Origin of the sequence: Escherichia sp. KS167_9B (assembly GCF_030295215.1) — a bacterium.
Taxonomy (GTDB): domain Bacteria; phylum Pseudomonadota; class Gammaproteobacteria; order Enterobacterales; family Enterobacteriaceae; genus Escherichia; species Escherichia coli_F.
The window spans coordinates 3,031,069-3,055,655 of the sequence record NZ_AP025754.1; the positions used below are offsets into that span (position 1 = coordinate 3,031,069).

Sequence of the window (24,587 nt, forward strand, 5' to 3'; positions counted from 1 at the left end):
ACCCCCGATGCGTAACGAAACCCGCTTAAAATACAACGCTTACGTTGAAACCGTCGCCGGGCTGTCCGGTGTCCAGAGCGCCGCCGTCGAATTCACGGTAGAACCTTCCGTACAGCAGACGCTGGAAACCAAAATTCAGGCGTCCGTAGAATTCCTGACCAAAATCAACGTCCATGAAGTGGTGGATCAGGAAGGTGAAAAAGTCGGTATCGGCATTGATCGCCCCACGGCCAGTCGTACCGATACCAGTCAGCGTGAACGTGAACCCGTCGACCCCACGTCAATGACGACTAACCGCTACCGCTGCGAAAAAACCAACTACGATACCGCGCTGAAATACGCCAAACTGGACGCATGGGCCGCCCACCCAGATTTTCAGATCCGCGTGCGCGACAGCATCACCCGGCGACAGGGATTAGACCGCATCCTGATTGGCTTCAACGGTATCCTCGTTGCAGCCCAGACCGACTTCCAGCGTTACCCCCTTCTGCAGGACGTTAACAAAGGCTGGCTGCAGCAGTATCGCGATCACGCCCCGGAACGCGTCATGAACGAAGGTGTGGAAGGTTCCGGCAAAATCATCATTGGCAAAGGCGGCGACTATGAGAATCTGGACGCCATGGTCAATGACGGCGAAGAAAACCTGATTGACGAATGGCATGTCGACGGCGCAGATCTGGTCGCCATTTGTGGCCGTGGCGTCCTGCACGACAAATACTTCCCGATCCTCAACCAGCACAATGAGAACAGCGAAAAACTGGCGGGGCAGATTCTGGTCAGCCAGAAAACCATCGGCAGTCGCCCTGCCGTGCGCGTGCCGGGTTTCCCGCACAACACCATTCTGGTCACCGCCTTCAGTAACCTGTCTATCTATGTCCAGAAAGGCACCCGCCGCCGCGCCATTATTGATAACCCCAAACGTGACCGGGTAGAGAACTTCGAGTCTTCCAACGATGCCTTTGTGGTGGAAGACTTCGGCTGCGGTTGCCTGTTTGAAAACATCAAGTTTGAGGATAAAGACGCATGATGACGCCTGCCCGCCGCCACCTGCTGCGCCATCAGGCGCAGGCCGCAAATCAACAGGAAAATCAGACCTACGCCAGCGGCTATGAACTGATGCTGGCAAAGCTGGCAACCGATAAACGCCGCCTGAAAGCGATCCAGTCCATTGAACGCAAAATCGAGGTTAAGGGTGAACTGCTGCCCGATTACCAGCCATGGGTAAGCGGCGTTCTGGCTGCCGACAGCCAACAGCAGGACGATGTGTTTATGACGGTGCTGCTCTGGACGCTGGATACCGGCGACTTTCCCGCTGCCTACCCCATGGCGGAACACGCCCTGAAACACGGCTGGGTAACGCCGGATCAGTACCAGCGGCAGACCGCCTGCATGGTGGCTGAAGAGGTCGCCGACACCACCCTGAAACAGCTTACCGCCGGTACCTTTGCGGCGCTGGACAGCCTGCTGGCCTTTGCCGGGCTGTTAGCCGATCAGGACATGCCGGATCAGGTTCGCGCTCGCCTGCACAAGGCATTGGGGCTGGCACACAGCGAAAGCCAGCCGCAGGAGGCGCTGGCGCAGTTCCAGCGCGCGCTACAACTGGATGAGAACGTCGGCGTGAAAAAGCTGATTGAGCAACTGGAGCGACAAATTCGCAACAGTCAGCCTACCGAGTGAGACCCTCACGACCGGCGGCACGGCTGGCCGCGCGTGGTTTTACCACTGCAACGCCCGCCGTCCACCGCCGAACAGGGAGAATATAATGAGCTTTATTCAGGTTGCCCCCGCCGCCAGTCTGCCGGGGCTGGTTATCAGCAACCACCCTTTCTTTCCCAATATCGATACGCAACATCTGCGTGCAACCCAACCGCTGGACAGCACCATCACCAACGAACGGCTGCGCGAGGCGCTGCTGATTGCGCTGGCCAGCGTGAACGACGACCTGCGGGAATGGCGGCTGGAGCAGGAAAGCCGTGGCACAACCGGCATTGTGGAAACTACTACCGAACGGCTGGACGGCGAAAGCGTTAACCTGCACCGCTACCGCTACGCGGTGTACAGCCTGACGCACGCAAACCTGCTGGAACGCTACCGTAACTTTGATGCCACCGCCCACGGCAGCAAACTGGCGGAACAGAAGGAAAGCACCGCCGACGATCTGGCGCGCGATGCCCGCTTCGCCGTGCGGGATATTCTGGGCAAGCCGCGCAGTACGTTTGTTCTGGTATAAAAAGAGTACGGATATGCGATGCGCATCACCGTATCGCCTCATCTGAACGCTGGATGCCCCTTCCCCACCAGAGTTAGTGTCTGACCTAACAGAAAGAATCTACAGGGGAAAATACCATGACTATTCAGGCAGCCAGAACCCGCCCAATGACCGATACCGCTCGCCGCATCAGAGACACCATAGTTAGCGTCGGCGTTCGCAGCACATGGCCGCTGCGCGATCTGGCCGACTACGCAGGTATAGAAATGGTTAACGCTGAATTTATTGTGACGCAGATGGAACTGGCCGGTTACCTGAAAAAAAACCACTGGGGCCACTATATGTTAACCAACGCGGGTATTGAGGCGGCATAATTAAAAACAGCCCGATCTGTCGGGCTGTAACGTCAGGAAGCATTTACATCACTAAGGGTATAGAAAATATCGGCTAAATCATCCAGATTTAGCGTTCCCTCAGCCACATCCACCATAATATCTTCCAGCTTTTGTGTTCGCTTGAGGTTCACACCCTGCATATCAAGGTATGTCAACGCCGTCACCAGTGCCGTTCGCTTGTTGGCATCAGCAAAAACGTGCCCTCTGGCGATGGCAACCGCATAAGATGCGGCGATCTGGAAAATATCATTCATCTGCTCATACAGAATACGGTTATCCACCCGTGCCAGTGTTGCCTCGACCCGGCCAGCATCCTGATAACCAACCAATCCCGGCTCATGAGCAAGAATAAAGTCGTGAATTCCAATCACCAAATGTGCATCAATCATCGGTTAGCCAGCGCCTTAATGACTTTGTTGTGTCTGGCATAAATACGCTCTGCCGACTTTTTAATCACACGCTCACCTTCCGGGCCGTCCAGCTTCATTTCGACGGGTACAAACTGCCCGCTCATACTGTCTCTTTTTACGACCTTGATACCGTATCGGCTGGCAGGACTGCTATTCTTCGCCATTATTTTTTACCTCTAATACTCTTTATTCAAAGTATATACCTATCTGCTAATCTTTTGGTTCTATACCCCGTGACTGAAGCTCTTTTCTGATAATTCGCTTAATCCACGCAGCCAGTGATTCATCACCATCTTGCTTTTTAGCTTCTTCCATCGCGTTTCTCAGTTCAGGATCGAGTCGAAACTGAAACGGAGGATTTCCTCTTCTTTCATTCATGTGTATTGACACCTAAATCACACTCAGGTTAATGTAGTACTGTGTGATGACACATTACTATCACATGACATAAATAACAATGCCCCGACAGTGCGCGAACACTGCCAAGGCATCTAACCACAACATTAATCGAGGTAATGCTATGGCTACCGCTAATAGTAACACAACTCTCACGTGGGACGATCTCAGCCCACAGGAGCAAGTCCTGTTAACTTACTACCGTCTTGCGCATCCCGAAGGTAAGCAGGCACTGAGCGTTATCGCTCAGTCGTTCAATCCCCCACGTAGCACCCCGGTAGAGGAGGTGAACCATGCCTAAGCTCTACACCTTCCTGAACGCCCGTTCCAACCGCCTGCTGCGCGAGATCCAGCCACTGCGTCTGGTATCCGTACTGGCGACAACAGAGACAGAGGCTCGCGGCCTGCTGGCGGGTTTCCCGCTGGTGTTCGTCTCCTGCAAACCGCTGGAGGTGCGCCATGGTGCCTGAAACCAATATTCTGTCCTCTGAACTGGCGGACGCGATCCGCAAGCTGGATATTTCACACCTGAACGCCGACGATACTCTGCAACTGGCCAACAGCAGCGAAGAGTGCTATGCCGGGCTATGTCACGGCCTGCATTTTCTGGGTAAAACCTTCGTCTCCTTTGCCGACAGCAACGTGCTGGAATTCTCCGCTGAAAGCCTGTGCCAGTTAGGGCACGGCCTGTCGGCTACCGCGCTTCTGATCCCGGCGCTGATCCAGCTCCAGAAGTCCGCTGAACTGAAAATCATCAATACCGACAGCGACGAGGCATAGCCCTCGCCAATCGCTTCCGCTTGTACTGTCCTCAGTTACAAGCGGAAGCCTTCCCTTCACTTCCCGCCCCTGTGCCACCATCCCCGCATCACCTGACGCCGCGCGGGAAACACCATGATTGTCTATAGCCTGCAAAACGAAACGCTCGACCAGCTCTGCTGGCGCACCTTCGGGCGCACTGCCGGGATTGTCGAACGGCTTTACCGCGACAACCCGCGCCTATGCGAACTGCCGCTGCGCCTGCCGCACGGTACGGCGGTGAACGTACCTGAACAGGCTCCCGCCGCCGAACGTCAACGAATCAACCTGTGGGACTGACTATGAACGAACCCGTAACCGGCACCGTCGTCGCCGCTTCCGTAAGCGCATTCTCCATTGCCACGCTGTTCCCGACGCTACAGGCTCCGGTGGTGCTCGGCGCATTGTGTGGCGCGCTGCTGCTGGTGATTTCGCAAAAAGAGATCGGCCTGTTCCTGCGCATCATTTTCTTCTGCGTGGCGTTTGTGATCGGCCTGCTGACCGCCGACCTGTTCACTGCACTGGTCGCCGGATATCTGCCGCAACATCTGACGGAAAAAGTCTCCCCCGGTATCGGGGCGCTGCTCTCATCGGCGCTTACCGTCAAGGCGCTGCTATGGGCCATCCGACAACTGGATAACCCCGGTCAACTGCTCGACTTTTTAAGGGGACGCAAATGAAACTAATCCTGAGCCTTAACGCCATTATTTGCCTGCTGATTACCATCCGTCTGTTCCTCTATCGCCGCGTTCACGGTACTACCTATCGCCCGCTGTATAGCTGGCTGGCGTGGCTGCTGATGTGCTGCACCGCATCAGTGGCGGTACTGATTTGTTTCAGCCTGTACCGCTACGTGTTTATCGCCGAAACCGCCATCAACATCGTGCTGCTGATTTGCCTGACTGCCGCACGCGGCAACGTCGCCAGCCTGATTAAACCCTTACGTCACCACCCGAAGGAGCCACGCCATGACTCGTACACTCACTCATGATCAGCAGCAGGCCGCCGCGCTGTATCTGGGCATCCCGCTGGCGACATTACAGGCAGTGCAGGAGGTTGAAGCCCGATCTCACGGCTTCTTGCCCGATGGCCGCCCAGCTATTCTGTTTGAACGCCACGTCATGTACCGCCAGTTAAAAAGCCACGGACTGGACGCCGATCGGCTGGCGCAGAATTACCCGGATCTGGTGAACAAGAGCGCAGGCGGCTATCAGGGCGGAAGCCGTGAGCACTACCGTCTGAATCTGGCGAAACAGATCCACAGCGCCGCCGCCATTGAGAGCGCAAGCTGGGGACTGTTCCAGATTATGGGCTTTCACTGGAAAACGCTGGGCTACACCTCTGCTGCCGACTTTGAAAAACAGATGAACGACAGCGAGCAGATGCAGCTTGATACCTTCGTGCGCTTTGTTGAGGCCAATTCGAAGATCCACGACGCGATGAAGGTACAGAACTGGCCAGAGTTCGCCCGCCGCTACAACGGGCCACAGTACAAACGCAACCAGTACGATACTAAGCTGGCGGTCGCCTTCGAAAAATTCAGTAAGGCGGCAGCATGATGGGCTGGATGAAAGCCGCGCCGCTGCTGTTGCTCGGTGTGATGCTGCTCTGGACTAACTGGCAGCGTATGACGCAGCAGGAACAGCTTATTGAACAGCAGCAGCACATCAGGCTGGCCGACACTCAGATTGCCAGCCTGACCGAATCCCTGATGACAAAAGTGCGGGAACTGGACGAACTCCAGCAACAGGCCGACGCCGACCAGCAGGCATACCTGACGCTGCAACAGCAAACCGCCGCCGCCCATGACCAGCTACGGCAGCGCAATCAGCAACTGGAGAAACTGAAACGTGAAAATCAACAGCTTCGTGAATGGGCTGATACTGCTTTGCCCGCTGATATTATCCGCCTGCACCAGCACACCACCATTACCGGCAGTGCGGCTTACCGTCAATTGCCCGAAACTGAGGCCCTGCCAGCTTCCGGCGCTGCAACCGCAGAGTAATGAAGATTTAAGCCGCGCACTGCTGGACACTGAAAACGCGTGGCACCAGTGCGCTGCGCAGGTGGATATGACGATTAGCTGTCAGGAGCGTATCGATGCACAAAGCGCAGCTCATCCGTGAACTGCTGGCCGCCAGCGTCCCGCATCTACAGCAGAACCCGGACGCGCTGCGGATCTTTATCAATAAGGGCCGGATCGTCGCCACCGCAGGGCGCAGCACCAGTTTTGAATACCAGTACACGCTGGAACTGTTGATCACCGACTACGCCGCCGATCCCGATACGCTGATGGTGCTACTGGTCGGCTGGATGTCGCTTCACCAGCAGGAAGCCTTCGCCAATAGCGACCTGCGCGAGCAGGCGTTTCAGTTTGAGGCCGAAGCCATCGACCATCAAAGCTACGATATCAGCATCAAACTGGCGCTGACCGAGCGCGTCATTGTTCGCCAGCGCGACGGTGGTCTGGAAGCAAAGCACTGTAACGACCAGCAGCCAGAAAGCGGTTACAACGGCTGGGAAATCGCCTGTCGCGGTGAAACGATTGTGAGCACCTGATGAGCGAAGACCTGCAACAACTCCACCGCTGGGCCGATGGCCTGCTCGTAAAGCTCTCCCCGGCAAGCCGAACCCAACTGGCGCGGGAAATCGCCCGCAGCCTGCGCCAGTCACAAAGCCAGCGGATAGCCGCGCAGAAAAACCCGGACGGCTCATCGTTCGCCCCCCGTAAGCCCCAGCTACGCAGTAAAAAAGGAAAGATCCGCCGCCAGATGTTCCGTAAGCTGCGTACCGCACGCTATATGAAAGGAAAAGGCGATGGGCAGGGTGTAACCATTTCGTTTCTCAGCAGCGTTCGACATATGGCCGCCGTTCATCAGTATGGCCTGCGCGATCGGGTAAATCGCTACGGGTTGGAGGTGGATTACGCACAAAGGCAGTTGCTGGGGGTTTCGGCGGAGGATGTGCGAAAGATAGAGGCGCTAATCGTTCACTTCCTGACTTGAAATGATATCAAAAAATGATATCATCATTATATCTTGGCGGAAGAATAAAATAACTTATGGAAAATACCCTGTATGAATACGTTAAGCGCCAAACATAAAAAAACCTTACAAGCTGTTTTTTCTACGCCAACACCTGTCACGCTGGAATGGCGAAAAATAGAAGCCTTATTTATTGCTTTGGGGGCTATTGCTACGGAAGGAAACGGTTCCCGCGTCAGGTTTGAAATTAATCAGGTTGTGGCTTCATTTCATCGTCCACACCCGGAAAAAGAAGCGAAAGCCTATCAGGTTCGCGATGCCAGAACATTCCTTGAAGCTGTAGGGGTAACACCATGATGAATACCATGACATATAGAGGCTATGCCGCAAAAATTGAATACAGCGATGAAGATCAATGCATTGTTGGTCACGTTGCAGGCATTCGGGATGTCATTGGCTTTCATGCCGATAATGTTGCCGATCTGCGTAAAGCGTTTGAAGAGGCGGTAGACGACTATCTGGCTTACTGCGAGGAACGGGGCCGGGAGCCGTTGCGTCCGGCCAGCGGAAAAATCAGCCTGCGTATTCCACCTGAAATTCACTCTGCCATTAACGTTGCGGCAGAAGTCTCCGGTAAAAGCGTTAACCAGTGGATTAACGATACACTGATGAAGGCTGCGCACGGTTAAGCTCTTTTTCGTTCAACGCCCCTACTCAGGGGCGTTTTACTTGTAGCCCATTATCCTACAAGCCTTAGCCCTTCCCTCTTCGCCCGCGAATCCCAATGATTCCGGCATGAGCGACGCAAACCACCCAGCCAACCTCGCCGAGCTGCACCGGCGCATTGAAAACCTGATCCGTACCGGCACCGTTGAAGAGGTGAAGGGCGATCGAGTACGCATTCACACTGGTGAACTGACCACCAACTGGATACCGTGGCTGACGCTACGCGCCGGTGATGCCCGGACGTGGTGGCGGCCATCAACAGGCGAACAGGTGTTACTGCTCTGTTTAAGCGGTGAGTTAACCACCGCCGTGGCACTTCCGGCCATTTACTCTGACGCCAACCCCGCCCCGCTGCTGGATGAACAGGTTCACCATAGCGTTTACCCCGATGGTGCGGTGATTGAATATGATCCGCGCTCCAGCACGTTAAAAGCTACCGGCATCAAGACCGCACTGGTCGAAGCCAGCACCCGCGTCACGCTGGATACACCGCTCGTCGTCTGCACCCAGCATCTGGAAACCGCCACGCTGTCGGTTAAAAAAGGCGGCACGCTTAAAGGTGCTTACACCCACAGCGGCGGCAGTTTTACCTCCAACGGCGTCACCGTTCATACCCACACGCACACAGGCGTAGAGCGCGGGGGTAGCAATACCGGAGGGCCGCAGTAATGTACCTCGGTATGAACGCGAAACCGGCAGAGTGTTAAGCGACGAGTTGCACATTAAGCAATCCGTAAAAGATATTTTGACCACGCCGGTAGGTACGCGCGTGATGCGTCGCGATTATGGCTCACTGATCGGCAACCTGATCGACCAGCCCAACGATGGCGCTACCCGGCTACGGGTGATGTCGGCAGTGGTCATGGCGCTGACGCGCTGGGAACCCCGCATCGAGATTATCGGTGTGGACTTTGCTGCGGATAATGCCGATCTTAGCGTCACTATTGAAGCCGAACGTACCGATATCCCCGGCCAGCCGTGGACATTCTCCATTCCAATCGACAGGAGACGTCCATGAGCGCACTGACCGATTTAAGCCAATTACCGATCCCCGATGTGGTGGAAACAGTCGATTTTGAAACCCTGCTAACCGCCCGCAAGCAGCGCTTTATCAGCCTGTATCCTGCCGAACAGCAAGCAGAAGTTACCCGCACACTGGGCTATGAATCAGAACCCTTCGTCAAGCTGTTGCAGGAAAATACTTACTTAGAGATGGCGCTGCGGGTACGCATCAATGAAGCCGCCGTTGCTAATATGCTGGCCCATGCCGCCGGGCGCGATCTGGATAATCTGGTCGCTAACTTTAAGGTTTTTCGCCTGCAAATTTCGCCCGGAGACAGTACGGCGATACCGCCCGTTGATCCGGTTTATGAATCCGACAGCGATTTACGAATGCGCGCACAGCAGGCGTTTGAAGGTCTGTCCGTCGCAGGCCCGACCGCCGCCTACGAATATCACGCCCGCAGCGCAGACGGGCGTATCGCAGACGTCTCCGCTATCAGCCCCTATCCTTGTTACGTCACCGTGTCGGTACTCTCCCGCGAAGGCAACGGGCTGGCCAGCGCAGAACTGCTGGCGATAGTCGATTCCGCCCTGAACGATATTGATATTCGTCCGGTAGGTGATCGCCCAACCATTCAGTCCGCCGAAGTGATCCCATATCAGATTGATGCCGTACTTTATTGCTATCCTGGCCCGGAGCAGGAACCCATTCGGCAGGCCGCCGAGCAGCGGCTAAAAAGCTACGTTAATGACCAGCATCGGATCGGGCGTGATATTCGCCGCAGCGCGATTTACGCCGCACTGCATGTCACCGGTGTTCAGCGCGTAGAACTGCTCTCCCCTGCCGTTGATGTCATTATCAACAAAACGCAGGCCAGCTACTGCACCGGATGGAAAATTGCCATCGGGGGAAGCGATGAATAGCTCCCTGCTCCCCAACAATGCCAGCCCGCTGGAGCAGAATCTGGCACAAACCGGCAGCCTGACTGAACAAGTGCCAGTCCCGCTGCGTAGCTTGTGGCAACCGGGTAGCTGCCCCGCCGCGCTGTTGCCTTATCTGGCATGGGCGTTTTCCGTTGACCGCTGGGATGAAAACTGGCCAGTCGATACCAAGCGGCAGGTGATTGCCGCCTCTTTCTACATCCATCAGCACAAAGGCACCATCGGCGCACTGCAACGTGCGGTGGAACCGCTCGGTTTCCTTATCCGGGTAACCGAATGGTGGCAACTGCGCCCGGAAGGTATTCCCGGCACCTTCGCACTGGAGGTCGGCGTGCGCGAACAGGGCATCACCGAGCAGATGTATGTGGAGCTGGAGCGCCTGATCGATGATGCCAAACCCTGTTCACGCCACTTAATCGGACTGGCGATCAGCCTGCAGAGCAACGGATACGTCTGGTTCAGCGCGACGAACTATACCGGCGATACGCTCACCGTTTATCCCTTTATTCCCGAACATGTATACAGCGTGGGCCGTAACTACCGCGGGGCTGCGCTGCATCTGATTGATACGCTAAGGATCGCCCCATGAGCGCTACCTATTTCACGCTATTAACCACTACCGGCGAATCCGCGCTGGCGACCGCCACCGCACAGGGTTCACCTCTTCATCTGACGCAAATGGCCGTGGGCGACGGAAACGGTAACCTGCCAACACCGGAGACTGGCCAAACCCGGTTAATCAACGAACGCCGACGTGCGCCGCTGAATACGCTCAGTATTGACCCTAACAACCCCAACCAGATTATTGCCGAACAGGTACTACCGGAGGATGTAGGCGGATGGTGGATCAGAGAAATTGGCCTGTACGACGAGCACGACCGGCTGATTGCCGTCGGCAACTGCCCGCCAACCTACAAGCCGCAGTTAATCGAAGGTTCGGGCCGCACGCAGATTATCCGCATGGTGCTGATTGTCTCCCATACGGAAAACGTGGAGCTGAAAATCGACCCTGCCGTGGTGCTGGCAACAAGACAGTATGTGGATGAAAGCCTGACGTGCCACGTGCAGTCCCGTAACCATCCTGACGCCACGTTAACTGCCAAAGGTTTTACTCAATTAAGCAGTGCGACCAACAGCATCAGCGAAACACTGGCCGCCACGCCCAAAGCAGTGAAAGCAGCCTACGATCTGGCTAATGGAAAATATACCGCACTGGATGCCACCACCTCACGTAAAGGGATTGTCCAGCTTAGTAGCTCCATCGACAGTATCAGCGAAACGCTGGCCGCCACGCCCAAGGCGGTGAAAGCGGCCTACGATATGGCTAATGGCAAATATACCGCTCAGGATGCCACCACGGCGCGTAAAGGGATTGTCCAGCTTAGTAGCGCCATCGACAGCACCAGCGAAACACTGGCCGCCACGCCCAAGGCGGTGAAAGCGGCCTACGATATGGCTAATGGCAAATATACCGCGCAGGATGCCACCACGGCGCGTAAAGGGATTGTCCAGCTTAGTAGCGCCATCGACAGCACCAGCGAAACACTGGCCGCCACGCCCAAGGCGGTGAAAGCGGCAGTAGACAAAGCGCTGGCGGCGGAAACCTGTCCGGTCGGCACGCCGATACCGTGGTCATCCGATGCAATCCCCAGCGGCTACGCCCTGATGGTCGGTCAGTCCTTCAATAAAACCGCCTACCCTAAACTGGCAATCGCTTACCCCTCTGGGGTAATCCCGGATATGCGCGGCTGGACAATCAAGGGGAAACCCGCCAGCGGACGCTCGATACTGTCTCAGGAACAGGATGGCGTTAAATCTCATAGTCACACAGCCAGCGCCACTAACACAGATTTAGGCACTAAAACTGCCAGTTCCACCGATTTGGGTACTAAAAATACCAGCGCGTTTGACTACGGGACAAAATCAACAGCGTCAGCCGGTGCTCACAACCACGACAGCGGATGGGGTGAAGCCAGCGGTGGACGTCACGGTTACTTCGACAGTACCCGTAATAATCAGGGGTCTGCAGACACAGACTGGGATAACTACAAATTCAGAACCAGTACAGACGGTGTCCATACTCACACAGTAGCCATCGGCGCTCATACCCATTCGCTGACTATCGGCGCGCATAACCACGCTATCGCCTTGGGTTCCCACAGCCACACTATTACGGTGAACGCCGCCGGGAACACCGAAAACACCGTTAAAAATATCGCTTTCAACTATATCGTGAGGCTGGCATGAGCACATTCGCATTTTCCGACGAACCGCAAACCCTGCGCATCTTTAACTACGCGGCAGATACTCAGGAATTTATCGGCGTCAGCGACGCCTATATCGCCCCCAACACCGGCTTACCGGAATGCTGTACCACTATCGAACCGCCCGAATGCCAGAGCGGCTTTGCCCTGACATTCAACGGAGAAACATGGCTTGCGGTAGAAGATCATCGCGGTAAAACCGCGTTTGATACCGATGCGGGCAGTGAGGTACAGCTTCATCATCTGGGGCCATTGCCGGATAACGTCACTCTGCTGAAGCCCGATAACGCCTTTGTCCGTTGGGACGGCAAACGCTGGCAGCCCGATATCGAAAAAGCCCGACAGGCAAAGGTGGCAGAAATAAAGCAGTATCGCGATCGAATCACCGCTGACTACATCATCATCGATAATCACCATTTCCACAGCGACGCTAACAGCCGCATCCAGCAGCTCTCGCTCACCAAAATGGGCGTGGCTAAACAAATACCGGCAGGCTTAATGTGGCAGACCAAAAATCACAACCTGATTGAACTAACCAACGAGATCGCCGCCCGGTTTGAAACCGAAACAATGGCGCACGATATGCGCCTGTTCGCCGCTGCCCAGCAGCATATTGCCGCCGTTGAAGCGTTGACGGAGGTGCAGGCGGTTATGGGTTACGACTACTCATCAGGATGGCAACCATGAGTCAGGTTTACATGGCGTTCTACCGTGGCCGGGCTGAACGCTTTTTCAGCCTTGCCCGGCTCTCCGACTGGTTGACGCGACAGGTCACGCGCGGCCCTTACTCTCACTGCGAACTGGTCGAACGCCTGCCGGATGGCCTGTTTATCTGTTACTCATCATCGGTACGGGATAAAGGCGTGCGCAGCAAACGAATGCCGCTGCCGATTGAGAAATGGGATTTACTCCCGATCAACGCCGATCCGCTGGCACTGGAAACCTTTTTTCGTCAGCACGACGATAAAGGTTACGACTGGCTGGGCGCCATGGGTTTTGTGTTACTCAGTCAGGGTAAACAGGAACGCCTGTTTTGCAGCGAGTTCTGCGCCGAATTTCTGCACCTGCGCGATAGTTGGCGCTGGTCTCCTAATCTGCTGTATGCGTTGGTCAGCAGTCGGTCTGGAAAATTGACAATTTGAATACGTTACCCGTTATTCCGTGGATCGGCGGTAAGCGCAGGCTGGCAAAACACATTCTGCCACTGTTTCCCAAACACCGCTGCTACGTTGAACCGTTCTGCGGGGCGGCAGCGTTGTTCTTTATGAAACAGCCCGCACAGGCCGAGGTGCTGAACGATATCAACGGTGACGTTACCAACCTCTACCGCGTACTTCAGCACCATTTAGAAGAGTTTGTCCGCCAGTTTAAATGGTCGCTGGTCAGCCGCGAAATGTACCGCTGGCTCCAGATCACCCCGGAAGAAACGCTGACCGATATCCAGCGCGCGGCGCGCTTCTACTATCTGCAAAAGCTGGCATTCGGCGGCAAAGTGGAAAGTCGCACGTTCGGTACCGCCACCACCTCACCGCCGCGCCTGAACCTGCTGCGTATGGAAGAGGATTTATCCGCCGCCCATCTGCGGCTGGCGCGCGTCTGCATTGAAAATCTGGACTGGGCCGACTGTATTCGCCGCTATGACCGCCCGCATACCCTGTTCTACTGCGACCCACCATACTGGAAAACCGAAGGCTACGGCGTACCATTTGGCCTTGAGCAGTACCAGCGTATGGCAGAGCTGGCGCGCACCATGCAGGGCCGGATGATTATCTCGGTTAACGACATCCCGGAAATGCGCGATATCTTCCACGGCCTGACATTCTCAACGGTAGGGATTCGCTATACCGTAGGTGGAAAGCCAGCCAGCACCACATCAGAACTGATTATCCTGAATTAAAAACCGCTTCTGCTTGTAGTGCCAGTGGTTACAAGTGGAAGCCGTCACCGCCCTTTTCGCTCTGTGCCACCATCGTCATTTATTGACCTGATGGAGGCTCGCCTCATGGCAACCGACTACCACCACGGCGCGCGCGTTATTGAAATCAATGAAGGCGTGCGCCCGATCCGTACCATTTCCACTGCCGTGATCGGCATTGTCTGTACCGGTTCAGATGCCGATGAAAAAACCTTTCCCCTTGATACCCCAGTACTGTTAACCGACGTGCGATCTGCGCTGGGTAAAGCCGGTGATAGCGGTACGCTGGCACACTCTCTGGATGCCATCGCCGACCAGACGCAGCCGGTGGTGGTCGCCGTGCGCGTAGCCGAAGGTGACTCCGCCGCCGAAACCACCGCCAATATCATCGGCGGCAGCACGCCAGCCGGGAAATACACCGGCATGAAGGCGCTACTGGACTCGCAAACCAAACTGAAAATAAAACCGCGCATTCTGGCGGTACCAGGGCTGGATTCTCTGCCCATCGCCACCGAACTGGTCAGCATTTCACAACAGCTTCGCGCCTTCAGCTATCTGTCGGCGTTCGGCGCGCAGACCAAAGAAGAGGCGGTGCTGTATCGCGATCAGCTAGGTGCGCGAGAGGCGATGATTATCTGGCCGGATTTTGTCGGCTTTGATACACAGGCTGCCGCCGAACGTACCCTATACGCCACCGCCCGCGCCGTGGGCCTGCGTGCAAAAATTGATGAAGAAACCGGCTGGCATAAAACGCTGTCCAACGTTGACGTCAACGGCGTGACCGGCATTTCCCGCAGCGTATTCTGGGATCTGCAGTCCACCGCCACCGATTCGGATTACCTCAACAGCCACGACGTCACCACGCTGATTTGCAACGCCGGCTATCGCTTCTGGGGATCGCGCACCTGCAGCACCGATCCGCTGTTTGCCTTTGAGAACTACACCCGCACCGCGCAGGTGCTGGCGGATACCATCGCCGACGCCCACTTCTGGGCGATAGATAAACCGCAACACGCTTCTCTGTTCCGCGACATTATCGAAGGCGTGAACGCCAAATTCCGCGAACTGAAAGGCAACGGCTACATCGTCGACGGCTCCGCATGGTTCGATCCCGCCGCCAACACGCCGGACATCCTGAAAGCGGGTAAAGCGTATATCGACTACGACTACACCCCGGTGCCGCCGCTGGAAAACCTGATGTTCCGCCAGCGCATCACTGACCGCTATCTGGTCAATCTGGCTGAATCCATCGCCACCACCGTGTAACAGGAGAACGCACCATGGCACTACCCAGCAAACTGAAATACCTCAACCTGTTTAACGAGGGCGATATCTATCTGGCACAGGTGGAGTCCTTCACCCCGGCAAAGCTGACGCGCAAGCTGGAAGCCTATCGCGGCGGCGGCATGAACGGCGCGGCGCATGTCGATCTGGGACTGGATGACGAGGCGCTCAGCGTGGAATGGTCAATCGGCGGCTATGAGCTGCTGGCGCTGCGGCAGATCGGCTGGACGAAGATCAGCGGCGTGATGCTGCGATTCTCCGGCGCTATCCAGCGTGAAGACAGCGAAGAGTACGACGCGGTGGAAATCGTGGTGCGTGGTCGCCACAAAGAGCTGGATCGCGGCGAATACAAGCAGGGCGAGAACTCCGCGACCAAAATCAGCACCCTTTGTACCTATTACAAAGAGAGCGTCAACGGTGAAACCATCGTCGAAATCGACACCGTGAACTTTATTGAAAATATCGACGGCAAAGACCGTCTGGCTGGCGCACGTCGCGCCATTGGCCTGTAAGGATGAACCATGAGCGAACGTAAAACCGTTACCCTGAATACTCCCCTGAAACGCGGCGAAACCGAATTTGTCGAGTTCCAGATCCGTAAACCACTGGGCGGCGACCTGCGCGGTGTCAGTCTGGTGGAGCTGTTAAGCCTTAACGTAGATGCACTCACCAGCGTTCTACCGCGCATCACCGCACCGCCGCTGAATAAGCATGAGGTGGCGCAACTGGATTTTATCGACCTGACGGCTTTCGGTACGGCGCTTGTCGGTTTTTTGCCGCAGACCTCGCCGGAAGCAACGGATACCCCGGACGCATAGAGGAGGCTCAAGGCGACATAGCCGTCATCTTCCATTGGCCACTATCCGCGATGGACGCATTAACCCTTGGCGAAACCCTTTACTGGCGGGAGCAGGCCCGCCAGCGCAGCGGTGTTGAATCATGAGCACACAAAACCTTCGTTTACAGGTACTACTCAGCGCCGTAGATAAAATCACCCGTCCGCTAAAAGCCGTCACGCAAAGCAGCAGCGACACCGCCAGAGCACTGAAAGCGGCGCAGCAGCAGGTCAAAGACCTGAACAAACAGGCCGGACAAATCGATGGCTACCGCAAGCTGGCGCGCGATGTCGCCGTCACCGGCAATCAGCTTAAAAGCGCGCAGGATCGCGTCCGGGCGCTGGCCACGGCAATGCAAAGCAGCACTGCGCCCACGGCTGCGATGCGTCGGGAGTTTGAACGTGCTCAGCAGGAGGCGCGGCGACTTAAAGAACGGCATGGTCAGCTTACTCAGGCCCAGCAGCATAGCCGCACCGTACTGCGCAACGCTGGTATCGATACCCGTAATCTCAGCCAGCGCCAGAGTGAACTACGGCAACGACTGGAGAGTGCTAACCGTAGCATGGAGGAACAGCGCAGGCGACTGGAACGGCTAAACCGGCAGCAGCAGCGGATGAACGCAGCAAAAAATAGCTACGCAGGAGCAATGGACGCCCGCAACAAACTGGCCGGATTCGGCGCAACCACGACGGCCACCGGCGTGGGTATGCTTTACGGCAGCGCGCGGGTAATGATGCCCGGCTACGATTTCGACGTGGGCATGTCGCGCGTACAGGCGTTAACACGCACCGATAAAAACTCTGATGAACTGAAACGGCTGCGAACGCAATCGCGAGATTTAGGCGCATCAACCAGCTTTACCGCCAACGATGTGGCGCAGGGGCAGGGTTTTCTGGCAATGGCGGGCTACACGCCAGATAAAATCGAAAAGGCGATGCCGCACATGTTGGATCTGGCGAAAGCGGCGGGGATGGACACGCAGCTTGCTCAGGTTTCCGATATCGCCTCCAATATTCAGAGCGCCTATAAAATCCCGGCAGACCAGATGCAACGCATGGCTGACGCGCTCACCTTCACGTTCACTACGTCTAATACCGACCTGCAGATGCTGGGTGAAACCATGAAATACGTCGGCCCGGCTGCACAGGCTGCGGGGCAGGACTTTGAAACCATGTCAGCGATGGTCGGGATGCTGGGTAACGTGGGGATTCAGGGAGCGCAGGCAGGTACATCCTTACGTATGGCGCTGTTGCGGCTGGCATCACAGCCGAAAAAAGCCGCCGCCGCGCTGGAAGACCTGAAAGCCTCGGTGGCGGACAGCACCGGAAAAATGAAAGAGATGCCGCAGCTACTGGCAGAAATCTCCGCCGCGTTTGAGAAGCAAGGGATCGGCGGCGTCGGCAACGTGAAGAAAATGTCCTACATCAAGGATATTTTCGGTGTGGAAGCCTCTTCCGCGATGATGGAACTGCTCGACAAACAGGCGTCACTCGATCCGTCGCAGCGTATTGAAGCCTATGCCGAACAGGTGAAAGCCTCCCTCGGTACCGCTGGCAAAGTTGCCAAAACGATGGCCGATAATATGAAGGGTGATCTCCAGAATCTTGACTCGGCGTGGGAAGATCTCGGTATTGAGATGTTCGAATCAGTTGACAGCCCGTTGCGCAGTATTACCCAACGCATAACCGGCGTTTTACAGTCCATCGGCGCATGGATGAAGGCCAACCCACAATTAACCGCCACGCTGGTGAAAATCGGCATGGCGATCGGCGCGTTCGCCGTGGCGCTCGGAGGCATATCCCTGACGCTGGCCGGTATCCTCGGCCCGATGGCGGCGCTAAAACTCAGCCTGTCGGTGCTCGGTATTAAGGGCGGCAGCGCGCTGGGGCTGCTGGCGAATGCCTTTAAAGGCGCGGGAAAAGCGGTAATTTGGCTGGGCCGCGCAATGATGGCTAACCCGATTCTGGCGGTGATTGCGCTGATCGCCGGTGCCGCCATCTGGATCTGGAGTAACTGGGACTGGCTGGGGCCGAAGTTCGCCGCGCTCTGGAATAGTTTTAAGCAGGTATGCAGCGATGCGTGGAACAGTGTAAAAGCCACAACCAGCGCCGTCTGGGAAGGGATTAAAACGTTTCTCTCCGGCTGCTGGAACGGGCTGGTGAATATCCTGCTGAACTGGACGCTTCCCGGCCTGATTTACCAGCACTGGGATACTATCAAAGCCAGTACCGCTGAGGCGTGGAACAGCGTGGTGGCATTTCTGGGGCAAATCTGGACGGGCATTACCACTACCGCCACCGGTATCTGGGAGGGAATTAAAACCACCGTCAGCACTGCCCTGAATGCCATCATTGCTTTTTTCACCAACTGGAACCTGTCCACGGTGTTTACCACAGTCTGGGATAACGTTCTGAACAGTTTCAGTAACCTGTCCACCCGCTTTACCGAGATCAGCGGCAATATCATGGAAGGGCTGAAACAGGGGATCTTTGCCAAATGGGAAGCGATTAAACAGGGCGTGCTGGATCTGGGCAGCAATATTTCCAACTGGTTTAAGGACAAGCTCGGTATTCATTCACCGTCGCGGGTGTTCGCCGAAATGGGCCGCTATACCGTGGACGGGCTGGCGGTCGGGATTGAGGGCAACACGCAAACGGCGCTGGCCAGCGTAGGGCAACTCTCGAAGCAGTTAATCGCCGCCGGTGCCGGGCTGACGCTCAGCGCCGCCGCTGTCGCCATGCCCCCTATCGCCGCCCTGCCGGATAATCGCGCCCCGCTCGCGCCAGCATCCCTTTCTGTACCGGCAGCCAGCGGCGGGCCTGTCACTATTCACATCCACGCTGCTCCCGGCATGAATGAACAACAACTGGCGAAACTGGTGGCGCAGGAACTGGACAAGCGCGAAAGGCAGAATGCCGCCAGAACCCGCAGCAGCCTGCGCGATATTGATTAAGGAGGCTCTTATGATGATGGTACTGGGGCTGTTCGTCTTCAGCCTGAAAACCCTGCCCTATCAGGATATGCAGCACGCCGTAGCGTGGCGGCATCCTGCCAGTTCCCGCGTGGGGCTACGTCCGGCCAGCCAGTTTATCGGCGTGGGTGACGAAACCATTACGCTAAACGGCGTGCTGTTGCCGGAACTGACCGGCGGGCGATTTACCCTGTTTTTCCTGCGAAAGATGGCCGATCAGGGGATGGCTTGGCCGCTGATTGAAGGCACCGGATCGCTGCATGGCTGGTTTGTGATTGAGAGTCTGAACGTCACCCGGAGCGTCTTTTTTCGCGACGGTGCGGCCCGGCGCATTGAGTTTACGCTGGCGTTAAAACGTGTCGATCCGCCGAAGCTGGGTGGCTTGCTGGGCGACATCATCACGATGGTAGACGGACTATGACGATGTTAAACGCACTCTTAAACGCCCAGCCGCAGCCGGAGTACAGCGTGGTGCTGAACGGTAAGGACATTACGCGGAATCTGGACAACCGCTTAATCAGCCTGCGTATCACCGACAACCGGGGCTTTGAGGCCGACGAACTGCAGCTCGAACTGGACGACAGCGACGGCCTGCTGGCGTTTCCGGCAAAGGGCGAAAAGCTAACGGTTTCTCTAGGCTGGAAGGGTGACGGCGTGATGCACCAGAATGTCTTCACAGTGGACGAACTGGAGCACAGCGGCGCACCGGACGTACTCAGCCTCCGCGCCCGCAGCGCCGATTTCCGCGATTCGCTGAACGTTAAACGGGAACAGAGCTACCATGATGCGACGCTGGGCGCGATTGTGCAAACCGTGGCGGCGCGTCATAAGCTGGAATCAACCGTCAGCGGCGAGCTGGCTGGGATCGCCATTGAGCACGTTGACCAGACTAACGAATCCGATGCCTCCTTCCTGACCCGGCTGGCGCAACTGCACGGCGCTATCGCCTGCGTGAAAAATGATGCTCTGCTGCTAATGCCGACAGGTTCCGGTAAAAGTGCCAGCGGCAAACCGCTGCCGGTCGCAACCATTACCCGCGAGGACGGCGACAGCCACCGGTTCAGCATCGCGGACAGGGAGGCGTATACCGGTGTGACGGCCTACTGGCTGGATACACGGCAGGCAAAAAAGCAGTCCACTGACATGAAGCGCAAGACACGGAAAAACCGTCCACAAACGCAACCAACAGAATCTCCGCCGTCAGACGCCTCATTCAATGCTGATAACGTGATGGTTGGCGAAGAGGGAAATATCAAGGTGCTGCGCCACACCTATGCCAACAAAAATAACGCCTACAGAGCGGCAAAAAGCGCGTGGGAGCAGCTACAGCGCGGCGCGGCAACGTTCAGCCTGAATCTTGCGCGTGGACGGCCCGATTTGTTCCCGGAATTACCGCTGCAGGTGAAGGGGTTTAAGGCGGAAATTGATGGCACCGCGTGGGTGATTACGCGGTGCGTGCATACGTTGGATGGCGGTACTGGTTATGTCACCGCATTAGAAATGGAATTAAGTTTATAGTAATCCTAAATGAACCATAATAGCCATTAAGATCATTCCACCACCTAAGGCTGTCGGAATCCAGCATAAGCATTGAAAGAAAAGAAGGTAACGATTTAACATGACCTGATTTTTGTCTAAATTATCCTTTGCATTGCATACTAATTTTTTCAAATCTTCTGTATAACCTACAGATTTTTTCACTAATGGGGAAAATATAATATCTTTAGCATCACAAATCATCCTAAACTGTGTGTATTGACTTCTTACAATAAAAAACATAATTATCGACGTGAGCAATACACCTAAAAAAACCACTAACATTTCCGGCAGGGTATTTAATTTTATCATGCCAAAAGTAGCAACCAAAGAAACAGGAATACCTAAAAGCTTAGCTATCATGTCTGACATTATTTTTGAAAAACGCTCAGCTAAATTAGCTTCTGCCTCTGCCACTTCCTTTCTTACTTTATGAAATGAAAAACCACTAAGATATACACCGAGGTTATTATGGTATAGTTTTAGAAATTCATCCCACTCACAGAATAAAAAATGAAACTGTTTCTTTACATCGATTGATTCAAGAAAATCGACCACCGTATTAATGAAAATCCCTTTTCGCTCAAAATAATTATCATCCGTTATAGCTTTTTTTCATCAGAAAAAGATTCGATGATTTTTAAATCCTTAATACCTGTTAAAAGAAGTGAATAATCAACATTAGTTTCAATAATTAAAGGTAATGACTTAGCATTAGTATTTTTCAAGAAAACTAACTTATGGCATACATCATCACTTTTACTATTGCTGTAGTGTGCAACTTTTGATAGACATAAAATAAAATCACAAAGATTCTTTAAAACAGATAGTTCTGGTATTTTTGCTAATCCCTCAACCATTCCTTCATTAAAATAAAAATCTTCCTCAACCAAGTAAAAAGACTTTCTTAAAATACCTCTATTTAACATCGGAGACTTTTGAATTAGATCTTTAATATCGATAAAAAATGACTCACTAGCTCCAGTTGATATAGAGATTGTCAGTGTTATTGATGTTCCTTTAGCGGGAAGGCTATCATCAACATCTATATCCACATCATCAATGACAATCTCTTCAATTTCTCCCCACGCTGTATGAGGTTGCAAAGAAACTAAGAGTTCATATATATGAGCATCATAAGAAATAGTTGCTGAAAAACGATTATTAATAGCATCAAATTTAGGACGCCCTACATATCTGAAAAGCTCAACAACCGTTTCAAAACATGACATATTAAGCAACCTTATTTTTCGCTATTTCTTTCTTTTATTAACTCATCAAGCAATTGAGCTATTTCACTTTTTTTCTCAGGAGTAATCCGAGTAAAAGTTAAATGTCCAGTTTTCTTATTATAGCATATCTCATTATCAAGAGTATTGCCTAGTAAACTAGATTTAAACTCAAAATTAACATTATCACTTGTATATTTAATATTTCTGTTTTTCTTAACTACTGATTTGCTTACCCTAAATTCCACAGGCACACGAATACTTTCACTATTCAAATGAGCATATAATTCTTCTGACAATTTATCTTTAATGTCATCTTCTAAATTAACCATATGCTTCGCCGCCATCTCACTAACAACAGAGAGCTTAGCTGAAATGTTATTTTCAGAACAATCGAATAAATACTCAATAATTTCATTTTTAAATTTACGGGCATTATCCTTTAATTCTTGATGATTTCTGAAGAAGTTAAAAGATTCATTAATTAAATTACTCGTAGCTTTAGTTGATGTATTACCTTTATCACAACCTAAGGCAGTAATGAAATACCCTGAAGTTGTCTGGTTAGAACTGGGACTAACAAAACTTAAATAATTAACATCCTGTCTTTCATTCTCATCAGCGGAAATATATTTATCATACAAATCATAGTTTATTCGTGCCGCCTGGTTTAGTTTTGCCAGATCAAGATGCTCTAACTCCTTTGGCTCTAATTTATCACTAATAACTATACCTTCCTTTTGCTTAATCATTGCAATAAGAAAGTAACGCACGGATTTACTGATATAATCAGCAAAAAGAAGTAATCCTCCTGATGCAGCAGGTCGATCCTTTGCCTCAATATATAACTGATGCATAACATTTTTTGATAATCCTATAAACAATTCATCGTCTAACTTCTTGGATGTATCATTCCGATATTTATCAAATTCCGCTGGAAAAGGCCCCCTGCGTGTTTCATCTAAATTAAATATACCATAATGCGAGCTATTAGATTTTTTACCATACAATGCGGCTATACTGGACACTAGTTTAATTACGATTTCATTATTTCGGTCAAGAACCGTATCACGGCGACTATATGGTTTTGAGTGATCGAAATCTTTATGTTGCTCTTTTATCAACCTATGAACAACCACGCACCCTAATGAAATATCAGACATATAACCTCACAATCCTATGGTAAATAAAAATCTTTTGCTTTATTTTCTAAATCAGTCCATCTACTGCTAATATTCTTTTCCTTACAAACAAGAAAAGCCTGATACCCTAAAAACTCTTTCGTTTTCTTTAAATTATCTTCAGTAACATGACTCTTTTCTTCATTGTTGTTTTTCCATCCACAGAAATATATTCTGTCTGCTTCTTCAACATCCCTGACATGCACAGCAATATCAGTATATTTTGCCTTATTCTTAACAGTAACCGATGTAGGGATTTTCCCATCAAAATCTTCAAAAAACTTACTTGTTCTAAATGGATTGGCAGGGTCATATTTCAAACCTAGCGCCTTGCATAATTCTTTATAAGTCTCACTTCCCAGATTAGGATTTATGACGAATCCCTTCTCGACTTTTAGACGAAAGCAAAGATTAGCGCCTAATGCTCCGAAAAGAAGCTCAAACGGTTTTCCATCAATAAAGAAAAATACATCAAAATGTAAATTATTGTGTCTGTATGGGAATTTAACCCTATCCAATTTTTGCTCTGTCATGTTCCTGTAAAGAGCAACCAGATTATTCAACTTCATTTTGCCTCCATACAGACAATAACCAAATTCATTCTACTCGTTATCCCTTAGCTGCTTTCCCTACTCCCGGTTGCGCAAGCGCAGCGCTAACCGTGTCAAGGGTGGACTGGTGTTCTGGCGTAGCAGAACGATAGTTCTCCACCAACACACTCTCTTTACTGGACAACGTAGCCACAGGCGTGCGGTTGCCTGTTAGAACATACAGAACATCAACTCCCGCTGCCGCTATGCCAGCAAGATAGTCACTGTCCGGCTTGCGCAGTCCATTCTCATAGTTACTTTGTGCGTTTTTCTTCACGCCCCCAAGTTGTCCAAAGCCGTCTTGATCAAGGCCAAGTCGGATACGTTCTTCCTTCAAACGGATGCCAAATTCTTTCATTTGGATATAATTACCATTGACAATTCACTCAATTGAGGGAATTATAGATTGTGTAATGTTAATAACCACAATATACCACCATGAAAACAAATGAGAACGTCTTACGCTCACGAGCACCCCGCGGGGTGATGTCGAACAAACCGGTGGCAATGCGTCTGCTCCCCGCTGAAATCGCGGAACTGTAAGCATTAGCGCTGGAGCAGAACCGTTCGATGTCCAGCATGGCAAGAATCATTTTTTTGAACGGCATCACACTATTTCGTCAGTCCGTTAACGAAAAGCGTTAGTGTTTCAGTTAGTTAAAAGTGGTAAGGAGATCGGACATGATGAAATGCCCACACTGCGACGGTAAGGCGATAATTCGCAGCAGCGAATATATGTCACCGCTGGTACGTAAGCTCTATTACCAGTGCAAGAACGTTAACTGTTCGTTTTCATTTATCGCGATGGAGACCGTGATGGGAACGGTAGTACCCAGCGGTTGCCCGAATCCTAAGATACACATACCGCTATCCACACGCGGGCAATTTCTGCAAAAGCAGAAAATCGCGTAACGCTCAG

At 53.0% G+C, this 24,587-nt stretch carries 41 protein-coding genes; 33 read left to right on the forward strand and 8 right to left on the reverse strand.

The features are described 5' to 3' along the window. Positions 1-7: 7 nt before the first annotated feature. From QUE34_RS15130 to QUE34_RS15145, 4 genes are all read left to right on the forward strand, one after another. Positions 8-1,027, forward strand: coding sequence for a phage major capsid protein, P2 family (locus QUE34_RS15130; protein WP_103253398.1), 1,020 nt, complete (start codon positions 8-10; stop codon positions 1,025-1,027). Then, entirely contained in the window at positions 1,024-1,677 is a 654-nt protein-coding gene (gene gpM, locus QUE34_RS15135; RefSeq protein WP_105268361.1) for a phage terminase small subunit, read from the forward strand. The genes QUE34_RS15130 and gpM overlap by 4 nt, the downstream gene beginning before the upstream one ends. A gap of 85 nt (positions 1,678-1,762) precedes the next feature. After that, entirely contained in the window at positions 1,763-2,230 is a 468-nt protein-coding gene (locus QUE34_RS15140) for a head completion/stabilization protein (RefSeq protein WP_105268360.1), read from the forward strand. A 116-nt stretch (positions 2,231-2,346) separates the two neighbouring features. Then, complete coding sequence (locus QUE34_RS15145; RefSeq protein WP_103253395.1) at positions 2,347-2,583, forward strand: hypothetical protein; 237 nt, start codon at positions 2,347-2,349, stop codon at positions 2,581-2,583. Between the two features lie 32 nt (positions 2,584-2,615). On the opposite strand, the gene QUE34_RS15150 is transcribed toward QUE34_RS15145, so the two are convergent. From QUE34_RS15150 to QUE34_RS28625, 3 genes are read right to left on the reverse strand one after another with little or no spacing between them, the layout of a single operon-like run. After that, the gene (locus QUE34_RS15150) at positions 2,616-2,993 is read right to left on the reverse strand and encodes a type II toxin-antitoxin system death-on-curing family toxin (RefSeq protein WP_089558882.1); all 378 of its coding nucleotides are present in this window, start codon (positions 2,991-2,993) and stop codon (positions 2,616-2,618) included. Then, entirely contained in the window at positions 2,990-3,178 is a 189-nt protein-coding gene (locus QUE34_RS15155; RefSeq protein ID WP_089558880.1) for a hypothetical protein, read from the reverse strand. Before QUE34_RS15155 ends, QUE34_RS15150 begins: the two co-directional genes overlap by 4 nt. Positions 3,179-3,224: 46 nt before the next feature. Next, on the reverse strand, positions 3,225-3,392 hold the full coding sequence (locus QUE34_RS28625) for a YlcI/YnfO family protein (protein ID WP_165289441.1): 168 nt from the start codon (positions 3,390-3,392) through the stop codon (positions 3,225-3,227). 142 nt (positions 3,393-3,534) lie between these two features. Between QUE34_RS28625 and QUE34_RS15160 the strand changes: the two genes are divergently transcribed. From QUE34_RS15160 to QUE34_RS15305, 28 genes are all read left to right on the forward strand, one after another. Further along, positions 3,535-3,711: a hypothetical protein gene (locus QUE34_RS15160; protein WP_157945165.1), complete on the forward strand. Its 177-nt coding sequence runs from the start codon at positions 3,535-3,537 to the stop codon at positions 3,709-3,711. Further along, on the forward strand, positions 3,704-3,880 hold the full coding sequence (locus QUE34_RS15165; RefSeq protein WP_165289439.1) for a hypothetical protein: 177 nt from the start codon (positions 3,704-3,706) through the stop codon (positions 3,878-3,880). The genes QUE34_RS15160 and QUE34_RS15165 overlap by 8 nt, the downstream gene beginning before the upstream one ends. Further along, a complete protein-coding gene (locus tag QUE34_RS15170) occupies positions 3,870-4,190 on the forward strand; it encodes a hypothetical protein (RefSeq protein ID WP_103253393.1) in 321 nt (106 codons plus the stop codon). Before QUE34_RS15165 ends, QUE34_RS15170 begins: the two co-directional genes overlap by 11 nt. A gap of 114 nt (positions 4,191-4,304) precedes the next feature. Continuing rightward, the gene (locus QUE34_RS15175) at positions 4,305-4,508 is read left to right on the forward strand and encodes a tail protein X (protein WP_103253392.1); all 204 of its coding nucleotides are present in this window, start codon (positions 4,305-4,307) and stop codon (positions 4,506-4,508) included. Between the two features lie 2 nt (positions 4,509-4,510). Then, positions 4,511-4,888, forward strand: coding sequence for a putative holin (locus QUE34_RS15180; protein ID WP_103253391.1), 378 nt, complete (start codon positions 4,511-4,513; stop codon positions 4,886-4,888). Then, complete coding sequence (locus QUE34_RS15185; RefSeq protein WP_103253390.1) at positions 4,885-5,199, forward strand: phage holin family protein; 315 nt, start codon at positions 4,885-4,887, stop codon at positions 5,197-5,199. The genes QUE34_RS15180 and QUE34_RS15185 overlap by 4 nt, the downstream gene beginning before the upstream one ends. Beyond that, positions 5,177-5,767, forward strand: coding sequence for an N-acetylmuramidase family protein (locus QUE34_RS15190; RefSeq protein ID WP_103253389.1), 591 nt, complete (start codon positions 5,177-5,179; stop codon positions 5,765-5,767). The genes QUE34_RS15185 and QUE34_RS15190 overlap by 23 nt, the downstream gene beginning before the upstream one ends. Next, complete coding sequence (lysB, locus tag QUE34_RS15195) at positions 5,764-6,213, forward strand: Rz-like lysis system protein LysB (RefSeq protein WP_103253388.1); 450 nt, start codon at positions 5,764-5,766, stop codon at positions 6,211-6,213. Before QUE34_RS15190 ends, lysB begins: the two co-directional genes overlap by 4 nt. Next, positions 6,107-6,334 (forward strand): Rz1-like lysis system protein LysC, encoded by a 228-nt coding sequence (gene lysC / locus QUE34_RS15200; protein ID WP_374693226.1) that lies wholly within the window; start codon positions 6,107-6,109, stop codon positions 6,332-6,334. The genes lysB and lysC overlap by 107 nt, the downstream gene beginning before the upstream one ends. After that, positions 6,309-6,767, forward strand: coding sequence for a phage tail protein (locus QUE34_RS15205; protein ID WP_103253387.1), 459 nt, complete (start codon positions 6,309-6,311; stop codon positions 6,765-6,767). Before lysC ends, QUE34_RS15205 begins: the two co-directional genes overlap by 26 nt. After that, positions 6,767-7,213, forward strand: a complete 447-nt coding sequence (locus tag QUE34_RS15210) for a phage virion morphogenesis protein (protein WP_103253386.1) — start codon at positions 6,767-6,769, stop codon at positions 7,211-7,213. Before QUE34_RS15205 ends, QUE34_RS15210 begins: the two co-directional genes overlap by 1 nt. Before the next feature lie 72 nt (positions 7,214-7,285). Continuing rightward, a complete protein-coding gene (locus tag QUE34_RS15215) occupies positions 7,286-7,549 on the forward strand; it encodes a type II toxin-antitoxin system HicA family toxin (RefSeq protein WP_001094738.1) in 264 nt (87 codons plus the stop codon). Between the two features lie 8 nt (positions 7,550-7,557). Continuing rightward, entirely contained in the window at positions 7,558-7,881 is a 324-nt protein-coding gene (locus QUE34_RS15220; RefSeq protein ID WP_241957485.1) for a type II toxin-antitoxin system HicB family antitoxin, read from the forward strand. Positions 7,882-7,987: 106 nt separating this feature from the next. Continuing rightward, complete coding sequence (locus QUE34_RS15225) at positions 7,988-8,587, forward strand: phage baseplate assembly protein V (RefSeq protein WP_103253385.1); 600 nt, start codon at positions 7,988-7,990, stop codon at positions 8,585-8,587. A gap of 31 nt (positions 8,588-8,618) precedes the next feature. After that, a complete protein-coding gene (locus tag QUE34_RS15230) occupies positions 8,619-8,936 on the forward strand; it encodes a GPW/gp25 family protein (protein ID WP_241957484.1) in 318 nt (105 codons plus the stop codon). After that, positions 8,933-9,844 carry a baseplate assembly protein gene (locus tag QUE34_RS15235; protein ID WP_103253383.1) on the forward strand — a complete coding sequence of 304 codons (912 nt, stop codon included), beginning with the start codon at positions 8,933-8,935 and terminating at the stop codon, positions 9,842-9,844. Before QUE34_RS15230 ends, QUE34_RS15235 begins: the two co-directional genes overlap by 4 nt. Next, on the forward strand, positions 9,837-10,451 hold the full coding sequence (locus QUE34_RS15240) for a phage tail protein I (protein ID WP_103253382.1): 615 nt from the start codon (positions 9,837-9,839) through the stop codon (positions 10,449-10,451). The genes QUE34_RS15235 and QUE34_RS15240 overlap by 8 nt, the downstream gene beginning before the upstream one ends. After that, entirely contained in the window at positions 10,448-12,109 is a 1,662-nt protein-coding gene (locus QUE34_RS28630; RefSeq protein WP_103253381.1) for a phage tail protein, read from the forward strand. The genes QUE34_RS15240 and QUE34_RS28630 overlap by 4 nt, the downstream gene beginning before the upstream one ends. Further along, positions 12,106-12,813, forward strand: coding sequence for a DUF4376 domain-containing protein (locus tag QUE34_RS15260; protein WP_103253380.1), 708 nt, complete (start codon positions 12,106-12,108; stop codon positions 12,811-12,813). Before QUE34_RS28630 ends, QUE34_RS15260 begins: the two co-directional genes overlap by 4 nt. Continuing rightward, complete coding sequence (locus tag QUE34_RS15265; RefSeq protein ID WP_000084748.1) at positions 12,810-13,268, forward strand: hypothetical protein; 459 nt, start codon at positions 12,810-12,812, stop codon at positions 13,266-13,268. Before QUE34_RS15260 ends, QUE34_RS15265 begins: the two co-directional genes overlap by 4 nt. Further along, a complete protein-coding gene (locus QUE34_RS15270; protein ID WP_103253379.1) occupies positions 13,265-14,023 on the forward strand; it encodes a DNA adenine methylase in 759 nt (252 codons plus the stop codon). The genes QUE34_RS15265 and QUE34_RS15270 overlap by 4 nt, the downstream gene beginning before the upstream one ends. 105 nt (positions 14,024-14,128) lie before the next feature. After that, complete coding sequence (locus tag QUE34_RS15275; RefSeq protein ID WP_103253378.1) at positions 14,129-15,307, forward strand: phage tail sheath protein; 1,179 nt, start codon at positions 14,129-14,131, stop codon at positions 15,305-15,307. Between the two features lie 14 nt (positions 15,308-15,321). After that, positions 15,322-15,837, forward strand: coding sequence for a phage major tail tube protein (locus tag QUE34_RS15280; RefSeq protein WP_024247624.1), 516 nt, complete (start codon positions 15,322-15,324; stop codon positions 15,835-15,837). A 9-nt stretch (positions 15,838-15,846) separates the two neighbouring features. After that, the gene (locus tag QUE34_RS15285) at positions 15,847-16,143 is read left to right on the forward strand and encodes a phage tail assembly protein (protein ID WP_103253377.1); all 297 of its coding nucleotides are present in this window, start codon (positions 15,847-15,849) and stop codon (positions 16,141-16,143) included. Continuing rightward, the gene (locus tag QUE34_RS15290; protein WP_071791965.1) at positions 16,140-16,268 is read left to right on the forward strand and encodes a GpE family phage tail protein; all 129 of its coding nucleotides are present in this window, start codon (positions 16,140-16,142) and stop codon (positions 16,266-16,268) included. The genes QUE34_RS15285 and QUE34_RS15290 overlap by 4 nt, the downstream gene beginning before the upstream one ends. Then, a complete protein-coding gene (locus QUE34_RS15295; RefSeq protein ID WP_105268357.1) occupies positions 16,265-19,114 on the forward strand; it encodes a phage tail tape measure protein in 2,850 nt (949 codons plus the stop codon). Before QUE34_RS15290 ends, QUE34_RS15295 begins: the two co-directional genes overlap by 4 nt. Positions 19,115-19,124: 10 nt before the next feature. Then, the gene (locus tag QUE34_RS15300) at positions 19,125-19,553 is read left to right on the forward strand and encodes a phage tail protein (RefSeq protein ID WP_000980377.1); all 429 of its coding nucleotides are present in this window, start codon (positions 19,125-19,127) and stop codon (positions 19,551-19,553) included. Beyond that, positions 19,550-20,650, forward strand: coding sequence for a phage late control D family protein (locus QUE34_RS15305; protein WP_103253375.1), 1,101 nt, complete (start codon positions 19,550-19,552; stop codon positions 20,648-20,650). Before QUE34_RS15300 ends, QUE34_RS15305 begins: the two co-directional genes overlap by 4 nt. Here QUE34_RS15305 and QUE34_RS15310 read toward each other — a convergent pair. From QUE34_RS15310 to QUE34_RS15330, 5 genes are read right to left on the reverse strand one after another with little or no spacing between them, the layout of a single operon-like run. Further along, a complete protein-coding gene (locus QUE34_RS15310; protein ID WP_103253374.1) occupies positions 20,645-21,226 on the reverse strand; it encodes a hypothetical protein in 582 nt (193 codons plus the stop codon). The two genes, QUE34_RS15305 and QUE34_RS15310, sit on opposite strands and share 6 nt — an antisense overlap. A gap of 44 nt (positions 21,227-21,270) precedes the next feature. Next, on the reverse strand, positions 21,271-21,900 hold the full coding sequence (locus tag QUE34_RS15315) for a hypothetical protein (protein WP_103253373.1): 630 nt from the start codon (positions 21,898-21,900) through the stop codon (positions 21,271-21,273). 11 nt (positions 21,901-21,911) lie between these two features. Next, positions 21,912-23,060, reverse strand: coding sequence for a nucleoid-associated protein (locus QUE34_RS15320; protein ID WP_103253372.1), 1,149 nt, complete (start codon positions 23,058-23,060; stop codon positions 21,912-21,914). Positions 23,061-23,074: 14 nt separating this feature from the next. Continuing rightward, entirely contained in the window at positions 23,075-23,647 is a 573-nt protein-coding gene (locus QUE34_RS15325; RefSeq protein ID WP_103253371.1) for a DUF6037 family protein, read from the reverse strand. A gap of 40 nt (positions 23,648-23,687) precedes the next feature. Further along, positions 23,688-24,026, reverse strand: coding sequence for a helix-turn-helix domain-containing protein (locus QUE34_RS15330; protein WP_123059876.1), 339 nt, complete (start codon positions 24,024-24,026; stop codon positions 23,688-23,690). Between the two features lie 323 nt (positions 24,027-24,349). On the opposite strand from QUE34_RS15330, the gene QUE34_RS15335 reads away from it, so the two are divergent. Next, positions 24,350-24,580 carry an Ogr/Delta-like zinc finger protein gene (locus tag QUE34_RS15335; RefSeq protein WP_000973912.1) on the forward strand — a complete coding sequence of 77 codons (231 nt, stop codon included), beginning with the start codon at positions 24,350-24,352 and terminating at the stop codon, positions 24,578-24,580. The last annotated feature ends 7 nt before the right edge of the window (positions 24,581-24,587 follow it).

Excerpts from the sequence above, each read along its gene's own strand:
- QUE34_RS15335 (WP_000973912.1), top strand. The coding sequence starts at position 24,350 with ATGATGAAATGCCCACACTGCGACGGTAAGGCGATAATTCGCAGCAGC.
- QUE34_RS28625 (WP_165289441.1), bottom strand. The coding sequence starts at position 3,392 with ATGAATGAAAGAAGAGGAAATCCTCCGTTTCAGTTTCGACTCGATCCT.
- QUE34_RS15130 (WP_103253398.1), top strand. The coding sequence starts at position 8 with ATGCGTAACGAAACCCGCTTAAAATACAACGCTTACGTTGAAACCGTC.
- QUE34_RS15150 (WP_089558882.1), bottom strand. The coding sequence starts at position 2,993 with ATGATTGATGCACATTTGGTGATTGGAATTCACGACTTTATTCTTGCT.
- QUE34_RS15160 (WP_157945165.1), top strand. The coding sequence starts at position 3,535 with ATGGCTACCGCTAATAGTAACACAACTCTCACGTGGGACGATCTCAGC.
- QUE34_RS15190 (WP_103253389.1), top strand. The coding sequence starts at position 5,177 with ATGACTCGTACACTCACTCATGATCAGCAGCAGGCCGCCGCGCTGTAT.
- QUE34_RS15295 (WP_105268357.1), top strand. The coding sequence starts at position 16,265 with ATGAGCACACAAAACCTTCGTTTACAGGTACTACTCAGCGCCGTAGAT.
- QUE34_RS15275 (WP_103253378.1), top strand. The coding sequence starts at position 14,129 with ATGGCAACCGACTACCACCACGGCGCGCGCGTTATTGAAATCAATGAA.
- QUE34_RS15215 (WP_001094738.1), top strand. The coding sequence starts at position 7,286 with ATGAATACGTTAAGCGCCAAACATAAAAAAACCTTACAAGCTGTTTTT.
- QUE34_RS15330 (WP_123059876.1), bottom strand. The coding sequence starts at position 24,026 with ATGAAAGAATTTGGCATCCGTTTGAAGGAAGAACGTATCCGACTTGGC.
- lysB (WP_103253388.1), top strand. The coding sequence starts at position 5,764 with ATGATGGGCTGGATGAAAGCCGCGCCGCTGCTGTTGCTCGGTGTGATG.
- QUE34_RS15305 (WP_103253375.1), top strand. The coding sequence starts at position 19,550 with ATGACGATGTTAAACGCACTCTTAAACGCCCAGCCGCAGCCGGAGTAC.
- QUE34_RS15240 (WP_103253382.1), top strand. The coding sequence starts at position 9,837 with ATGAATAGCTCCCTGCTCCCCAACAATGCCAGCCCGCTGGAGCAGAAT.
- QUE34_RS15325 (WP_103253371.1), bottom strand. The coding sequence starts at position 23,647 with ATGAAGTTGAATAATCTGGTTGCTCTTTACAGGAACATGACAGAGCAA.
- QUE34_RS15280 (WP_024247624.1), top strand. The coding sequence starts at position 15,322 with ATGGCACTACCCAGCAAACTGAAATACCTCAACCTGTTTAACGAGGGC.
- QUE34_RS15155 (WP_089558880.1), bottom strand. The coding sequence starts at position 3,178 with ATGGCGAAGAATAGCAGTCCTGCCAGCCGATACGGTATCAAGGTCGTA.
- QUE34_RS15315 (WP_103253373.1), bottom strand. The coding sequence starts at position 21,900 with ATGTCATGTTTTGAAACGGTTGTTGAGCTTTTCAGATATGTAGGGCGT.
- QUE34_RS15145 (WP_103253395.1), top strand. The coding sequence starts at position 2,347 with ATGACTATTCAGGCAGCCAGAACCCGCCCAATGACCGATACCGCTCGC.
- QUE34_RS15180 (WP_103253391.1), top strand. The coding sequence starts at position 4,511 with ATGAACGAACCCGTAACCGGCACCGTCGTCGCCGCTTCCGTAAGCGCA.
- QUE34_RS15260 (WP_103253380.1), top strand. The coding sequence starts at position 12,106 with ATGAGCACATTCGCATTTTCCGACGAACCGCAAACCCTGCGCATCTTT.
- QUE34_RS15265 (WP_000084748.1), top strand. The coding sequence starts at position 12,810 with ATGAGTCAGGTTTACATGGCGTTCTACCGTGGCCGGGCTGAACGCTTT.
- QUE34_RS15170 (WP_103253393.1), top strand. The coding sequence starts at position 3,870 with ATGGTGCCTGAAACCAATATTCTGTCCTCTGAACTGGCGGACGCGATC.
- QUE34_RS15185 (WP_103253390.1), top strand. The coding sequence starts at position 4,885 with ATGAAACTAATCCTGAGCCTTAACGCCATTATTTGCCTGCTGATTACC.
- gpM (WP_105268361.1), top strand. The coding sequence starts at position 1,024 with ATGATGACGCCTGCCCGCCGCCACCTGCTGCGCCATCAGGCGCAGGCC.
- QUE34_RS15175 (WP_103253392.1), top strand. The coding sequence starts at position 4,305 with ATGATTGTCTATAGCCTGCAAAACGAAACGCTCGACCAGCTCTGCTGG.
- QUE34_RS15320 (WP_103253372.1), bottom strand. The coding sequence starts at position 23,060 with ATGTCTGATATTTCATTAGGGTGCGTGGTTGTTCATAGGTTGATAAAA.
- QUE34_RS28630 (WP_103253381.1), top strand. The coding sequence starts at position 10,448 with ATGAGCGCTACCTATTTCACGCTATTAACCACTACCGGCGAATCCGCG.
- QUE34_RS15210 (WP_103253386.1), top strand. The coding sequence starts at position 6,767 with ATGAGCGAAGACCTGCAACAACTCCACCGCTGGGCCGATGGCCTGCTC.
- QUE34_RS15140 (WP_105268360.1), top strand. The coding sequence starts at position 1,763 with ATGAGCTTTATTCAGGTTGCCCCCGCCGCCAGTCTGCCGGGGCTGGTT.
- QUE34_RS15235 (WP_103253383.1), top strand. The coding sequence starts at position 8,933 with ATGAGCGCACTGACCGATTTAAGCCAATTACCGATCCCCGATGTGGTG.
- QUE34_RS15205 (WP_103253387.1), top strand. The coding sequence starts at position 6,309 with ATGCACAAAGCGCAGCTCATCCGTGAACTGCTGGCCGCCAGCGTCCCG.
- QUE34_RS15220 (WP_241957485.1), top strand. The coding sequence starts at position 7,558 with ATGACATATAGAGGCTATGCCGCAAAAATTGAATACAGCGATGAAGAT.
- QUE34_RS15285 (WP_103253377.1), top strand. The coding sequence starts at position 15,847 with ATGAGCGAACGTAAAACCGTTACCCTGAATACTCCCCTGAAACGCGGC.
- QUE34_RS15165 (WP_165289439.1), top strand. The coding sequence starts at position 3,704 with ATGCCTAAGCTCTACACCTTCCTGAACGCCCGTTCCAACCGCCTGCTG.
- QUE34_RS15300 (WP_000980377.1), top strand. The coding sequence starts at position 19,125 with ATGATGATGGTACTGGGGCTGTTCGTCTTCAGCCTGAAAACCCTGCCC.
- QUE34_RS15225 (WP_103253385.1), top strand. The coding sequence starts at position 7,988 with ATGAGCGACGCAAACCACCCAGCCAACCTCGCCGAGCTGCACCGGCGC.